The organism is Pseudomonas salicis (assembly GCF_057128705.1).
The window spans coordinates 547,091-561,985 of record NZ_JBSKHU010000006.1 but is presented as its reverse complement, the minus strand read 5'-3'; the positions used below and the strand labels follow the sequence as shown (position 1 = coordinate 561,985).

The 14,895-nt window shown below is 58.6% G+C and carries 14 protein-coding genes; 11 read left to right on the top strand and 3 right to left on the bottom strand.

The features are described 5' to 3' along the window. Window positions 1-197: 197 nt before the first annotated feature. Window positions 198-1,418, bottom strand: a complete 1,221-nt coding sequence (locus tag ACWKWE_RS23980) for a CaiB/BaiF CoA transferase family protein (protein ID WP_483851896.1) — start codon at window positions 1,416-1,418, stop codon at window positions 198-200. Between the two features lie 10 nt (window positions 1,419-1,428). Beyond that, a complete protein-coding gene (locus ACWKWE_RS23975) occupies window positions 1,429-2,610 on the bottom strand; it encodes an acyl-CoA dehydrogenase (protein ID WP_341961209.1) in 1,182 nt (393 codons plus the stop codon). A 174-nt stretch (window positions 2,611-2,784) separates the two neighbouring features. On the opposite strand from ACWKWE_RS23975, the gene ACWKWE_RS23970 reads away from it, so the two are divergent. The 10 genes from ACWKWE_RS23970 (at window position 2,785) to ACWKWE_RS23925 (ending at window position 12,729) form a co-directional block, all read left to right on the top strand. Then, window positions 2,785-3,681, top strand: coding sequence for a LysR family transcriptional regulator (locus tag ACWKWE_RS23970; RefSeq protein WP_166593828.1), 897 nt, complete (start codon window positions 2,785-2,787; stop codon window positions 3,679-3,681). Window positions 3,682-4,117: 436 nt separating this feature from the next. Then, a complete protein-coding gene (locus ACWKWE_RS23965; RefSeq protein ID WP_401151830.1) occupies window positions 4,118-5,239 on the top strand; it encodes a Re/Si-specific NAD(P)(+) transhydrogenase subunit alpha in 1,122 nt (373 codons plus the stop codon). An 11-nt stretch (window positions 5,240-5,250) separates the two neighbouring features. Next, window positions 5,251-5,589, top strand: a complete 339-nt coding sequence (locus tag ACWKWE_RS23960; RefSeq protein ID WP_166593830.1) for an NAD(P) transhydrogenase subunit alpha part 2 — start codon at window positions 5,251-5,253, stop codon at window positions 5,587-5,589. Next, the gene (locus ACWKWE_RS23955; protein WP_483851895.1) at window positions 5,586-7,031 is read left to right on the top strand and encodes an NAD(P)(+) transhydrogenase (Re/Si-specific) subunit beta; all 1,446 of its coding nucleotides are present in this window, start codon (window positions 5,586-5,588) and stop codon (window positions 7,029-7,031) included. The genes ACWKWE_RS23960 and ACWKWE_RS23955 overlap by 4 nt, the downstream gene beginning before the upstream one ends. A gap of 188 nt (window positions 7,032-7,219) precedes the next feature. Continuing rightward, window positions 7,220-8,713 (top strand): succinyl-CoA:acetate CoA-transferase ScpC, encoded by a 1,494-nt coding sequence (scpC, locus tag ACWKWE_RS23950; RefSeq protein WP_483851894.1) that lies wholly within the window; start codon window positions 7,220-7,222, stop codon window positions 8,711-8,713. 320 nt (window positions 8,714-9,033) lie between these two features. Beyond that, window positions 9,034-9,249, top strand: a complete 216-nt coding sequence (locus ACWKWE_RS23945) for a DUF1127 domain-containing protein (RefSeq protein ID WP_166593833.1) — start codon at window positions 9,034-9,036, stop codon at window positions 9,247-9,249. 435 nt (window positions 9,250-9,684) lie between these two features. Continuing rightward, window positions 9,685-10,002, top strand: a complete 318-nt coding sequence (locus ACWKWE_RS23940) for a DUF2388 domain-containing protein (RefSeq protein ID WP_166593834.1) — start codon at window positions 9,685-9,687, stop codon at window positions 10,000-10,002. Between the two features lie 106 nt (window positions 10,003-10,108). After that, window positions 10,109-10,414: a DUF2388 domain-containing protein gene (locus ACWKWE_RS23935; protein WP_166593835.1), complete on the top strand. Its 306-nt coding sequence runs from the start codon at window positions 10,109-10,111 to the stop codon at window positions 10,412-10,414. A 36-nt stretch (window positions 10,415-10,450) separates the two neighbouring features. Beyond that, window positions 10,451-10,771 (top strand): DUF2388 domain-containing protein, encoded by a 321-nt coding sequence (locus ACWKWE_RS23930; protein ID WP_166593836.1) that lies wholly within the window; start codon window positions 10,451-10,453, stop codon window positions 10,769-10,771. After that, on the top strand, window positions 10,768-12,729 hold the full coding sequence (locus ACWKWE_RS23925) for a DUF7844 domain-containing protein (protein WP_483851893.1): 1,962 nt from the start codon (window positions 10,768-10,770) through the stop codon (window positions 12,727-12,729). The genes ACWKWE_RS23930 and ACWKWE_RS23925 overlap by 4 nt, the downstream gene beginning before the upstream one ends. Window positions 12,730-12,818: 89 nt before the next feature. Here ACWKWE_RS23925 and ACWKWE_RS23920 read toward each other — a convergent pair whose 3' ends face one another. Next, a complete protein-coding gene (locus ACWKWE_RS23920) occupies window positions 12,819-13,220 on the bottom strand; it encodes a GFA family protein (protein ID WP_483851892.1) in 402 nt (133 codons plus the stop codon). Between the two features lie 326 nt (window positions 13,221-13,546). On the opposite strand from ACWKWE_RS23920, the gene ACWKWE_RS23915 reads away from it, so the two are divergent. Further along, window positions 13,547-14,854, top strand: coding sequence for a CitMHS family transporter (locus tag ACWKWE_RS23915; RefSeq protein ID WP_483851891.1), 1,308 nt, complete (start codon window positions 13,547-13,549; stop codon window positions 14,852-14,854). The last annotated feature ends 41 nt before the right edge of the window (window positions 14,855-14,895 follow it).

Genomic DNA, 14,895 nt, shown 5'->3' with positions numbered 1-14,895 from the left:
GAACCTGTAACTCGTTGATCTTCAAGGAGTTTTCGGTTCCGACTGCGCCGGAAGTGGGGCGAATTATAGACACATCCAGAGAGGCGTCAACACTTAATTTCAAATTTATGTCAAAAAACCAAAACATGAGCAAAATCAGCGAGTTCCTTCTGTTTATATAGGGCAGCACTCCTGACGCCCTATATATAGAAGAGTCGCTAAAGCACGCCAGCCTCACGCAAGGCCATAACTGTCTCGTCCGACAGCCCCAATAGATGGGTTAGAACCTCCGACGTATGCTCCCCCAACAACGGTGGCGCTCGGCGGTACTCCACCGGCGTACCCGACAACCGAATAGGGCTGGCCACCTGAGGCACCGTTCCACCCAAGGCATGGGGCAGCTCAATCCTCAAACCTCGCGCCTCAACCTGTGGGTCGGCAAACACTTGGGCCACATCATTGATGGGGCCACACGGAACACCCGCCCCTTCAAGTGCAGCCACCCACTCAGCCGTTGTCTTGAAGACCGTCGCCTGGCGAATCAGGGGAATCAGCTCAGCCCGATGCGCCACACGCTGCTTGTTGGTGGCGAAGCGCGGATCGTCAGCCCATTGCGCCTGACCAGCAACTTCCGCGAACTTACGGAACTGACTGTCGTTTCCTACGGTAAGAATGAAGTCGCCATCGGCAGTGGGAAAATCCTGGTACGGCACGATGTTCGGATGCGCATTGCCCAGACGGCGAGGTGGTGTGCCCGTTGTCAGGTAATTCATGGCCTGATTCGCCAGGCACGCGACTTGAACATCCAGCAGCGCCATGTCGATATGCTGGCCAACGCCACCCTGATCCCGGTGGGCGAGGGCGGCCAGAATGGCTGACGTCGAATACAACCCAGTCAAAATGTCGGTCAGAGCGACCCCGACCTTCACGGGCCCGGCACCGTCCTCGCCCTCAGGCCGACCGGTCAGGCTCATCAATCCACCGAGCCCCTGGATCATAAAGTCATAGCCCGCGCGCTTTGCGTAAGGGCCGGTCTGCCCAAACCCTGTGATCGAGCAATAGATAAGCCGCGGGTTCTCGACTTGCAGCGACGCGTAGTCCAAGCCATACGCCTTGAGCCCACCGACCTTGAAATTCTCAATGAGGATGTCTGACTTTGCCGCCAGCTCACGCACCAGCTTCTGACCTTCCGCCCGTGTGAAGTCGATCGTGACGGACTGCTTGTTCCGATTGGCCGACAGGTAATAGGCAGCCTCGGACGTGTTCTCGCCCCTTGGGTCCTTCAGAAAAGGAGGCCCCCAAGCGCGCGTATCGTCGCCATTGCCAGGGCGCTCGATCTTGATCACGTCGGCACCCAGATCTGCGAGTATCTGGCCCGCCCACGGACCAGCTAAAACGCGAGATAGGTCCAGCACCCGCAAATGCGATAGCGCGCCCATGACTGGCTCCTTAATAGAAAGCCTGAATGCCAGTCTGCGCACGCCCGAGAATCAGCGCATGCACGTCGTGCGTTCCTTCATAGGTGTTCACGACTTCCAGGTTCACCAGATGACGGGCAATACCGAACTCGTCAGAGATCCCATTGCCGCCAAGCATGTCCCGAGCCATGCGTGCGATGTCGAGCGACTTGCCGCAGGAGTTGCGCTTCATGATCGACGTGATTTCCACCGCCGCAGTGCCTTCGTCCTTCATACGTCCCAAACGCAGGCAGCCTTGCAGGGCGAGCGTGATTTCAGTCTGCATGTCGGCGAGTTTTTTCTGGATCAGCTGATTGGCTGCCAGAGGACGCCCGAACTGTTGACGATCCAGCGTGTACTGGCGAGCGGTGTGCCAGCAGAACTCCGCTGCGCCCAGCGCTCCCCAAGAGATGCCATAACGCGCAGAGTTCAGGCAGGTGAACGGGCCTTTCAGACCTCGGACGTCCGGGAAGATGTTTTCTTCCGGGACGAACACGTTATCCATGACGATCTCGCCTGTGATAGACGCCCGCAAACCGACCTTCCCGTGGATAGCCGGAGCGCTCAGGCCTTGCCAGCCTTTTTCGAGCACGAAGCCACGGATATCACCGGCATCGTCTTTGCCCCAAACCACGAACACGTCAGCAATCGGGCTGTTGGTGATCCACATCTTGCTGCCGGTCAGACGATAGCCGCCGTCTACCTTGCGGGCACGGGTGATCATCGCACCCGGATCGGAACCATGGTTCGGCTCGGTCAGGCCGAAGCACCCAATCCACTCGCCAGACGCCAGCTTGGGCAGATACTTCTGCTTTTGCGCTTCGGTACCGAATTCGTTGATCGGCACCATCACCAGCGATGACTGCACACTCATCATTGAGCGATAGCCAGAATCCACGCGCTCGACTTCGCGAGCGATCAGGCCGTAGCAGACGTAGTTCAGGCCACTGCCACCGTATTGCTCAGGAATAGTCGCGCCCAACAGGCCGACCTCACCCATTTCCCGAAAGATCGCAGGGTCGGTTTGCTCATGACGAAACGCTTCAAGGACGCGGGGGGCGAGTTTGTCTTGGGCGAACTGCTCGGCGCTGTCGCGAACCATGCGCTCTTCTTCAGTGAGCTGCTGGTCCAGCAACAGGGGATCAATCCAGTTGAAGCTTGCCTTACCGCCCATGACGTTCTCCTCGCTAAATGATGTTCCCGGACATTGCCGGGAAAAGTCGTGAGTTGATGCTAGGCGCGGATAGGCCCATGGGCAAACGACGATTTCGCATAGTCTTGTGCTAATTTCTCACTCCGAGAATGTGCAAAGCGCCATATCTCAGGCCAATGAGTGAGGTTCAGGTACATGCGCCGCAAAATCCCCAGCACTGCCGCACTGGTCAGCTTCGAGGCTGCAGCGCGTCATGAAAGCTTTACCAAGGCTGCGGATGAGCTTTCGCTCACGCAAAGCGCCATTTGCCGACAGATTGGCGGCCTGGAAGAATTCTTGAATGTGGAACTGTTCCGACGCTCACGAAGGGGCGTGAAGCTGACAGAAGCGGGCCTTTCCTACAGCCGCCGTGTCGCTACCCAACTCGATGCAGTTGAACGGGACACGCTCTCCGTCATGGGCCATCAAGGCGCGAACGTGATTGAACTGGCCGTGGTTCCAACCTTCGGAACTCAATGGCTGCTACCTCGCCTCAAGGACTTTCAGCAACAGAACCCTGACGTCACGATCAATCTGACCAACCGGACGCGGCCGTTCCTGTTCGCGGACACCGACTTTGATGCCGCCATCTATTTCGGCGATGCCGACTGGTCAGGTACGGAATCTCATCGCTTGATGAGCGAAAACCCCATGCCGGTTTGTAGTCCTGCTTTGCTGGGCAACAAACCCCGACTCAGCGCGCGTGAATTATCGGAAATGCCGTTGCTGCAGCAGACCACCAGGCCCTATGCATGGCGACAGTGGTTCGGCTCGATGGACATGAATGTGGCCCGCGACATGACAGGCGCGCGATACGAGCTATTCTCCATGCTCGCTCAAGCGGCTATGCATGACATGGGAGTCGCGCTGATTCCACCTTTTCTGATCCAGCGAGAACTGGCCGAAAAGCGACTGGTGATTGCCAACCCGCATGCGCTGTCGAGCGTAAAAGCCTATTACCTGATGATTCCGGAGCGAAAAGTCGAATCCGCATCATTGAAAGCCTTTCGGGACTGGCTGGTGCATCAGGCTGAAACCTACGCTCTGCCTTGATTTGCGCCTGATTCTATTCAAATGCTGACTTTGTAGTTAGTAAACCAAAAGCGCTACAGATATCTCGTAATGTCGCATTTAAGAAACACCCCTGTTCTTTATACAAAACACGCTGAAGGCTACGATGTGCGCGGCTTACAGCCTGATTACCCCTCACTTTCATCAGGGGCTTTAAAAAAAGTCAAAATGTCACCGGTATCGCTACAGGCCTTTAAACATATGGCCTGTGGCGTTTTATTGCGTCAAACGGTCACAGGGTGACTTGTAGTTAAGTACACGTCGCGTTACAGAATTCCTTGAAGCCCCCGAATTCCGCCTGCAAAATGCCGCGCCCCCGTCTTGTCTAGCGGGGACGTGGTGATCGCTGCCCCAGACGCGCCATCCGCAGCGCGCTGGCCTATTTTCAAAGATAAAAAGATCACGCAGGAGATTTGACGTGCACATTGGAGTCCCTCTAGAAACCCAGTCCGGTGAAACTCGGGTTGCTGCAACTCCGGAAACCATCAAGAAGCTCATTGGCCAGGGTCATAAGGTCACCGTCCAGTCAGGCGCCGGCATTACCGCCAGTGTCACGGACAGTGCCTATGAAGTGGCAGGTGCTTCGATTGGCAGCGTTGGCGACGCCTTCGGCGCCGAGCTGATCCTCAAGGTCGTCGCGCCCAGCGACAGCGAGCTGGCTCTGATCAAGAGCGGGACCGTTGTCATCGGGATGCTCAACCCCTTCAACAACGAGATCATCGCCAAGATGGCCGAGCGCGGGATTACCGCCTTTGCCCTTGAAGCAGCGCCGCGCACCTCGCGCGCGCAAAGCCTCGATGTGCTGTCCTCGCAAGCCAACATTGCCGGTTACAAATCGGTTCTGCTGGCCGCGCATCACTACCCGCGCTTCATGCCGATGCTGATGACCGCTGCCGGTACGGTGAAGGCTGCCCGTGTGTTGATCCTCGGTGCAGGCGTTGCCGGTTTGCAGGCCATCGCCACCGCCAAACGCTTGGGCGCAGTGATCGAGGCCTCTGACGTGCGCCCTGCGGTGAAGGAGCAGATCGAGTCCCTCGGCGCCAAGTTCGTCGACGTGCCTTATGAGACTGACGAAGAGCGCGAAGCCGCGGTCGGCGTGGGCGGTTACGCACGTCCGATGCCTGCCAGCTGGATGCAGCGTCAAGCCGTGGCCGTTCACGAGCGTGCCAAGCAGGCGGACATCGTGATCACTACCGCACTGATTCCCGGTCGCAAGGCGCCGGTGCTGCTAAGCGCAGAAACGGTCTCGCAGATGAAGCCAGGCTCGGTGGTCATCGACCTCGCGGCAGCCCAGGGCGGCAACTGCCCGCTGACCGTGGCGGACCAGGTGGTAATCGAGCACGGCGTGACTATCGTCGGCCACACCAACCTGCCTGCGATGGTTGCGGCTGACGCGTCCGCTCTTTATGCACGCAACCTGCTGGATTTCCTGAAGCTGGTCTTCACCAAGGAAGGCCAGTTCGAGATCAACCTTGAAGACGACATCGTCGCCGCGTGCCTGATGTGCCGCGACGGCCAGATTGTCCGCAAGAACGGCTGAGGATAAAAACAATGGAAGACATGCTGATCTCTCACGGCGTCTACAACCTGATCATCTTCGTGCTGGCGATCTACGTCGGCTACCACGTGGTCTGGAACGTCACCCCTGCGTTGCACACCCCACTGATGGCCGTGACCAACGCCATTTCGGCGATCGTCATCGTGGGCGCCATGCTGGCCGCTGCGTTGACCGTCACCCCACTGGGCAAAACCATGGGCACCCTGGCGGTCGCGCTGGCAGCCGTCAACGTGTTCGGTGGTTTTCTGGTCACCCGCCGGATGCTTGAAATGTTCAAGAAAAAGGCTGCTCCTAATAAGAGCCCAGCCAAAACTGAGGTGCCGAAGCAATGAGCATGAACCTCGTCACCCTGTTGTACCTCGTTTCAGCGATCTGCTTTATTCAGGCGCTTAAAGGACTGTCGCACCCGACCACATCGCGTCGCGGCAACCTGTTCGGCATGCTCGGCATGGGACTGGCGGTGCTGACCACGATCGGCCTTGTGTTCAAACTGGCAGCGCTGTCCACCGACGGCGCTAGCGCAGGCATCGGCTATATCATCGTAGGCCTTTTGGTCGGCGGCACTGCCGGCTCGATCATGGCCAAGCGCGTTGAAATGACCAAGATGCCAGAGCTGGTGGCCTTCATGCACAGCATGATCGGTCTGGCGGCGGTGTTCATTGCCATCGCGGCCGTGGTCGAGCCTCAATCCCTGGGCATCGTTGCGCACCTGGGCGAGTCGATCCCGACCGGTAACCGTCTGGAGCTGTTCCTCGGTGCCGCCATCGGCGCGATCACCTTCTCCGGTTCAGTCATCGCCTTTGGCAAGCTGTCGGGCAAGTACAAGTTCCGCCTGTTTCAGGGCGCTCCTGTGCAGTTCGCAGGTCAGCACAAGTTGAACCTGATTCTGGGTCTGGCCACATTGTTCTTCGGCCTGACGTTCATGTTCACCGGCAGCCTGTTCGCCTTCAGCGTCATGCTGATCCTGGCGTTCGTGATTGGGGTGTTGCTGATCATCCCGATTGGCGGCGCGGACATGCCTGTGGTCGTGTCGATGCTCAACAGCTACTCGGGCTGGGCAGCAGCCGGTATCGGGTTCTCGCTGAACAACTCGATGCTGATCATCGCAGGCTCTTTGGTGGGTTCAAGCGGTGCGATTCTGTCCTACATCATGTGCAAGGCCATGAACCGCTCGTTCTTCAACGTGATTGGCGGCGGTTTCGGTGGCGCAGCGGATGCAGGCGCAGTAGATGGCGCGAAAGAAGCTCGTCCGGTGAAGTCCGGCTCGGCCGACGACGCGACCTTCCTGCTGACCAACGCAGACACCGTGATCATCGTTCCAGGCTACGGTCTGGCGGTGGCACGTGCCCAGCACGCCCTGAAAGAGCTGACCGAGAAGCTGACCCACGCTGGCGTGACCGTGAAGTATGCCATCCACCCGGTGGCCGGTCGGATGCCGGGACATATGAACGTCCTGCTCGCCGAAGCCGAAGTGCCTTACGACCAGGTGTTCGAGATGGAAGACATCAACTCCGAGTTCGGTCAGGCCGACGTGGTGCTGGTGCTGGGCGCCAACGACGTGGTCAACCCGGCGGCGAAGAACGATCCCAAGTCGCCGATTGCGGGCATGCCGATCCTCGAAGCCTTCAAGGCCAAAACCATCATCGTCAACAAGCGCTCGATGGCCAGCGGTTATGCCGGTCTGGACAACGAACTGTTCTACCTCGACAAAACCATGATGGTGTTCGGTGACGCGAAGAAGGTCATCGAAGACATGGTGAAAGCCGTCGAATAAGGCTCTGGCCTGCGGCTGAACGAACCCTCGACGCGTCTATCGGTCGAGGGTTTTTTACATCTTCTGTAACAGTGTTTTACGCTGAGAGCCGCCGTTTAGAGCCTCCAATACGACCTAAGTCATGGGACGCGCCATACCCGACGCTCTAGACTTTGCTGCTCGCATCCTTGTCTTGAGATAAGAACACCATGCACCGTGAACGTATTCGCCTGCCGTCTTTGATGAGCAAGGTAATGAGCGCGGCCGACGCCGCTTCCCTGATCAAAGACGGCATGACCGTCGGCATGAGCGGCTTTACCCGCGCAGGCGAAGCCAAGGCCGTACCCAAGGCGCTGGCTGAGCGCGCCAAGGTGTCGCCACTGAAGATCAGCCTGATGACCGGCGCCAGCCTGGGCAACGATCTCGACAAGCAGTTGACCGAAGCGGGCGTGCTGTCCCGCCGTATGCCATTTCAAGTCGATAGCACGTTGCGTAAGGCGATCAACGATGGCTCGGTGATGTTCATCGACCAGCACCTCTCGGATACCGTCGAGCAACTGCGCAACCGCCAGATCAAGCCGGTGGACATTGCGGTCATCGAATGCGTGGCGATCACCGAAGAAGGTCATCTGGTGCTGAGCTCGTCCGTGGGCAACTCGGCCAGCTTCGCAATCCTCGCCGAGCAAGTGATCATTGAGATCAACATCGCACAGCCTTTGGCGCTCGAAGGCTTGCACGACATCTATATACCTACTTACCGCCCGACACGCCTGCCGATTCCGGTGCTCAAGGCTGACAGCCGAATTGGCAGCCACGCTGTGAAAATCGACCCGGCGAAGATCGTAGGCATCGTATTCAGTGATCAGGCTGACTCACCTTCAACTGTACTGCCTGCTGACGAAGAAACTCAGGCCATCGCCGGGCATTTGGTGGAGTTCTTCAAGAACGAAGTGCGCCAGAACCGTCTGACCAATCAATTGATGCCGCTGCAAGCGGGCGTCGGTACCATCGCCAACGCGGTGATGACCGGGCTGATCGACTCGCCGTTCCACGGCATGGCGATGTATTCGGAGGTATTGCAGGACTCCACGTTCGATCTGTTCGAAGCCGGGAAGCTGGATTTCGCTTCGGGCTGCTCAATGACCCTGTCCGAACGCAAGCACAATGCGGTCTACGACAACCTTGAGCAGTACAGATCGAAACTGTTATTGCGCCCTCAGGAAATCTCCAACCACCCCGAGGTCGTTCGGCGCCTCGGGATTATCGGCATCAACACTGCGCTGGAGTTCGACCTGTACGGCAACGTGAACTCCACCCACGTTGGCGGCACACGAATGATGAACGGGATCGGTGGCTCCGGTGACTTTGCCCGCAACGCGCATTTGGCGATCTTCGTTACCAAGTCGATCGCCAAGGGCGGTGCGATTTCCAGCGTGGTGCCGATGGTCAGCCACGTCGATCACACCGAGCACGACGTTGACATTCTGGTCACCGAACAAGGACTCGCCGACCTGCGCGGTCTGGCACCCCGCGAGCGCGCCCGCGTGATCATCGATAACTGCGTGCACCCCGCATACCGCGAGGCGTTGAACGACTACTTCCTCCGTGCTTGCGCCATGGGTGGACACACCCCTCACGTGCTGCGCGATGCACTCAGTTGGCACCTCAACCTCGAAGAAACCGGCCGCATGCTGGCGGTGTGAGAAAACAGTTTGGAATTGGCGATGACCTTTCGTCGCCGCTTCTGGCGGGCTGAACGCCATTCTGGCAAAAACTGTACTGCTGTACCGGTTGTTTTCAGGGTCGAAAACACAGATTTCACCATTTCAACGCACAAAATGCCCCATTTCGGTGCTTACCGGTACAGTTGCCCCATATATGAACAAAACAGTGCCCCTTCACAGTTAACTGGAGCAGCACAATACAAGTGAACTGTGTCTGGAGAGAGCAGGGCAACGAGAGGAAGATGGGCACCAATCCAAGTCACTATCTAATCCCGCCACAAGCGGAAGGAAGAAGCACCATGGAACGCACCGTAAGTTCCGAACTGTTCTACGAAGAAACCGCAAAATCCGCTCAAGGCTCCCTGCCGCTGCGCATGTTCGCCAACCTGATGCTCTGGCAGCGCCGTCTGTCCAGCCGCCACCAGCTGGCACGTCTGGATGCTCGTCTGCTGGCTGACGCCGGTATCAGCGAATCCCAGCGTTACGAAGAGCTGAGCAAGCCGTTCTGGCGCTAAGTTAGCGTCTGCTGGTCCCAGGCTACGAGCCTCTCACCAGCAACCCGAATTGTTCAAACGAAACCCGTCGCAGGTGACTGCTGACGGGTTTCGTCGTTTCTGGGTCTTGATATCCGGGAAAGGGCGGTATGGCAATTCGACCTGCCAGTAACAGTCCTTCGGATGATACCGCCGTAGAGAAACCTTGCTGCTGAACACGAAAAACCGCGAATAGGTACAGTTTTGAAAAATACCGATTCTTACAGGTACAGTGCCGCATCTGTGCGGCTTCCAGCGGTGCGGGAGAACCACTCTTTGCGAGCTGGCAAAGAGCCGTTCTGGTCCTCACGATCCCGCATACGCTAGTCTTGCACCACTTTTTGTACCCATCGCTGTCAGACCGTTCCGCTCATTCACCGATGTGGTTTTAGATTCACCCTTCCTTGGAGTTCACATATGTCTCGTCTTCGCCTGCTGAGCGCTGCAGCCCTTTTGATTGCGGCCACTGGCGCTCAGGCGTCCAGCTTCGTGGTCACTACCGATACCCTCGTGCGTGCACTGGACGCTTCGTCCAACGCCACGTCGAAAATTTCGTCGTCTTTCCATGACGACAAAATCGTTTTGGCCGCACGTGACGATGCCGCCAGCTTCGTGGCAAGCAATGGCGATATTCGTGGCGTGCATCTGGAAGGCGCGTTTCAGCACATTCGCGAAGTCAGCCCCGGCCTGAACGCCACCGACGCACAACTGGCTCAAGCCATTCTGGCGATCTGATTCAGCCCCGCGACAGCTTTCATACCGCTAGCCCCGACACCTTCACTGGCTCTGGCCGGGGCATTTGCGCTAGCCTTGCGACTCGTTTTCCGAATACCGAAGACTCATGCGTTCATTGTCTCGCCTGTTGTTTGCAGCGACTGTCAGCCTGATGGGTAGCACCCAGGCTCATGCGTTCGACACAACCACACAAAGCTTGATCAAAAGCGGGTACGCCACCAGCCAGGTGACGACCGGGCCTTTCGAGAACAAACTGATACTTGCCGCCCAGGATGATGCAGCAGCGTTCATTGCCACTGATGGCCAACTGCGAGGAGCACAACTGGAGTCGGCATTGATATACCTACGTCAAACCTCTCCAAAACTTCATGCAAGCGACCTTGAACTGGCGCAAGCAATCCTCGTCCAATAGTCACTTTTTGCATCCCCGAATTTTTGGAGACGTTCCATGCGTACCCCGCTGATCGCCGCTGCCCTTGGTTTGCTGCTGCTGACCGATATGGCACAGGCTCAAACCCTCAAGGCCACCAGTAACATTGTTGTCCGCGCCTTGGGCCGCAGTGTCGATTTCACTTCCGACACCACATCCTCCGTTCGCAACTGGAAACTGATCGTCGAAGCTCAAGACGACGCCGCCAGCTACGTCGCCAGCAACGGCAACATCCATGGCGCTCGTCTGGACGCTGCGTTTGTTACGTTGCGCGAGCGTCTGCCTGAAGCCCGCAATGCCTCCGATCAGGACCTCGCCGAGGCCATCCTCGCACTGTGAGGCGTCTGGCCGCCTGGCTGCTGGCGTCGGCGCTTTCGCTGATCTGCCCAAGCGCCTTCGCCGATCTGAGCCTGTCGCTGCACACCGACGGGCTTGATGCCGCGCAACAGAAGGCCAGCCAGACGCTGCTCGACGAAGCCATGGCGCACCTGCCGCCAATGTTCATCAGCAAGCTGGACCGCAAGGTCCAAGTCCACTGGACGGATGACATGCCGTCCAATGCCTATGGCCGCGCTGACGGGCCTTACAGACTCGATCTGAATCAACACCTGCTGGCGGGGCTGGCTGACGGCACTGCTGCCACCACCCGGACCAATCGCCCACACGGCACCGTGCGCGAAGAAATGCTGGCGACTGTGCTACACGAGCTCACCCACATTTATGACCATGCCCAATTGTGGTCACCGGAAGAGCGCAAGCTGATCATCGCCTGCACCCGCCAAGGCAACAGCATGGGCAAAATCGGCCTGCGCGACAGTTGTCGCGGCCAGACGGATCGGCATTTCACCTTCAGCGACGACCCGCGTCTGCTGGACCTCGCAGGCTGGCCGCAATATGTGGGTCGGCGAGGGGAGCGCGAAGAGCGCAACGGCCAGGTCGCACGCAGCCCGGACATTTACGAAATCAGCAGCCCGCTTGAATTCGTTGCAGTGAACATGGAGTACTTCCTCCTCGACCCCGCGTATGCCTGCCGTCGGCCTTCGCTGTATGACTACTACAAGAAGCTGTTCAACTGGGCGCCAGCGGCCAAAGACGAATGCCCGACGTCTTATCCTTACCTCAACGCAGGCAACGACTTCGCCCGTGAACCCCTCGGTAAACTCGACCCCGAACGCGTGTACGAGGTCGACTACCTGCTCGCCGAAGCCAACCAGAATCTGGTGAGTCGTTGGGGCCACAGCATGCTGCGGCTGGTCATCTGCAAACCGGGTCGCCCGCGTGGGCCGGATTGCCGACTCGATCTGGATCAACATCTGGTGCTGTCGTACCGCGCCTTCGTTAATGACCTGCAGCTGTCCAGTTGGAGCGGCCTGACCGGGGCCTATCCGTCGCGTCTGTTCGTGCTGCCGCTAGGGCAGGTCATCGATGAGTACACCAAGACCGAACTGCGCAGCCTGGCGTCGGTGCCGCTGAAACTCTCCCGCGAGCAAATCAACGGATTGGTGCAGCACGCTGCCGAAATGCACTGGGCCTACGACGGCAACTATTGGTTCATCTCCAACAACTGTGCGGTTGAAAACCTCAAGTTGCTGCGCAGCGGTACTGACGATCCAAGGCTCGTCGGGTTGGACAGCATTTTGCCTAACGGCTTGCTGGAGGTGCTGAAGGGCAGGGGACTGGCGGACACCAGCGTGCTGGACGATCCGAAGAAGGCCTTGCGGATGGGCTACCGATTCGACTCCTATCGCGACCGCTATCAAGCGATGTTCGACGTGTTGCGCAAGACCACTGACGTGAAGGAAACAACGGTGGAGGATTGGCTAGGCTTGCCCGCGAAAGAACGCCAACCGTATTTCGCCAAGGCGGATTTACGCACCAGTGCAGCGATGTTGCTGCTGGAACAGGCGAGCATGCGTAGGCAGTTGCTGCTCGCGCAGGATGAGGTGAAGCAGCGTTACCTCAGCGCGGTGGAACAGAAGGACAAAGGCGTTTCCAAGGCGACTGGCACGTTGCAGGACATTCTCGCGAACAGCGGCTTCCTCAGTCGCCCGGCTGAATTGCTCGGCAGCGGCGGTTATGGCCTGCCGCAAGAAGGCGAGTGGGGACGTCTGGAAGCGGAAAGCACCCAGCGTCAGCAGCAGTTGCAACGGCTGACGGGTGATCTGGACAAAGAGGTGAGGGCACTGCTGGAGCCAGACCGCGCGGCCGAGATTGCAGCGACCGAGGAAAACCTCAAGCAGGTCGGCGAGCACCTGCGCGCGCTGCACAAAGCGGCGGGTGGGTTGGAATTGCCGTGATGGTCACGTTGTAACAGCGGGCTTGGCCGCGGCGGGTTTCTCAAAATCGCTGTCGACGGCGAGCCTGACCGCCACAAAGGTCGGCGAGCTTATACAGACTCGCCCCGTTCCCCCGGCAAATGCTCATCCAGATGCAGCCAAGGTAGGCGGCTGTCGGTCCAGATATGCCGTTCGGCAGCGGCCAGTTCGGGTTGGTCGAGAGTGGCGATGGTGACGTCCATGGTCCCGGGGCTGTTTCGGGTGAACAGCGCGACCTGTGCCCCACAGTTACTGCAGAAATAACGTACGCACGTCGGGCTTGAGTCGTACGCCGCCGGACTGCCTGCCGTCCACGTGTACACCTCCATCGGCACGGTGATCCAGGTCACCACGATCCCGCCCGACGTCCGCCGACAGATCGAGCAATGACAATGAGCGATGTCCCGCAAAGGCGCGTCGAGTTGATAGCGCAGGTTCCCGCAATGGCATCCGCCTGTGTGCCTTTCACTCATGTCGCATCTCCCGTTCGTGTTTAACGTCTGACTCTCGCAGGGGCGTTTTACTTCATCTTTTCCTACAGCGATCAGCGGAAAGGCGTCGAAAGCTGGCTGAAAGCTAAGCCCTTTAGCATCCCCCCACCGCCGGCGACAGACCGGCCAAGCCAGGGCCGCACCTTTAAAAGCGGCCCGGCCCATCTACAACAACAATTCGGTGATTCTGATGCTCGCTTTCGCTCCGCAGTACCCCTCGCACGCTCTCCAACGCCACGCGCAGCACGTCTTGAACTGATCGCTTCATCACGTCCGTTTCCACGTCGCGTCCTGCCTGGAGTATTTCTATGTTGACCTTCCTCGGCTTCGCCATGGTCGTTGCCTTCATGTACCTGATCATGAGCAAACGCCTGTCCGCGCTCATTGCCCTGATCATCGTACCTATCGTATTTGCGCTGTTCGGCGGTTTTGCCGCGGGTATCGGTCCGATGATGCTCGCCGGCATCACCAAACTCGCGCCGACCGGCGTGATGCTGATGTTCGCCATTCTCTACTTCGCACTGATGATCGACTCAGGCCTGTTCGACCCGGCCGTGCGCAAGATCCTCAAGCTCGTCAAAGGTGACCCGGTCAAAGTGTCGGTCGGCACCGCCGTGTTGGCGTTGGTCGTCTCGCTGGACGGCGACGGTGCAACCACCTACATGATCTGTGTCGCAGCGATGCTCCCGCTGTACAGCCGCCTGGGCATGAGCCCGCGCATCATGGCGGGCCTGATCATCCTGGCGGGTGGCGTGATGAACATGACGCCGTGGGGTGGTCCGACCGCTCGCGCCGCCAGCGCTCTGCATGTCGACCCCTCCGATATTTTCGTGCCGATGATTCCGGCCATGCTTGCCGGTGTGATCACGATTCTGGCGATCGCCTATTTCTACGGCAAACGCGAGCGCGCACGTCTGGGCGAACTGCATCTCCCAGGCGATGAAGTCGATCACAGCGAAATCAGTGTCTCGCAATTTCCCGACGCTCGCCGTCCCAAACTGATCTGGTTCAACGGTGCGTTGACCCTGGCGCTGATGGTCGCGCTGATCATGGGCCTGTTGCCACTGCCGGTGCTGTTCATGATCGCGTTCAGTATTGCGATGATCGTCAACTATCCCTGCCTGCAAGCGCAGAAGGATCGTGTCGCCGCCCATGCGGGTAGCGTGCTGGCAGTGGTCGGGTTGATTTTCGCGGCGGGGATTTTCACCGGTATCCTGACCGGCACCGGTATGGTCGATGCGATGTCCAAAAGTTTGCTGGCGGTGATTCCGGACGCGATGGGGCCGTATCTGGCCGTCATTACCGCCATCGTCAGCATGCCGTTCACCTTTTTCATGTCCAACGATGCGTTTTACTATGGCGTCTTGCCGGTGCTGTCCGAGGCCGCGTCGCATTACGGCATCACCCCGGTGGAAATGGCACGTGCCTCGATCGTCGGCCAACCCGTCCACCTGTTGAGCCCGCTCGTGCCATCGACTTATCTCTTGGTGGCCCTGGCGGGTATCGAATTTGGCGATCACCAGCGCTTTACCCTCAAGTGGGCCGTGCTGGTGTGCGTATGCATAATGGTCGCAGCGCTGCTGATGGGGATATTCCCGGTCTTCAGCAGTCTATAAGGCACATTACTCCCCCGCTGCCGCGCGAGTGACATCGGGGA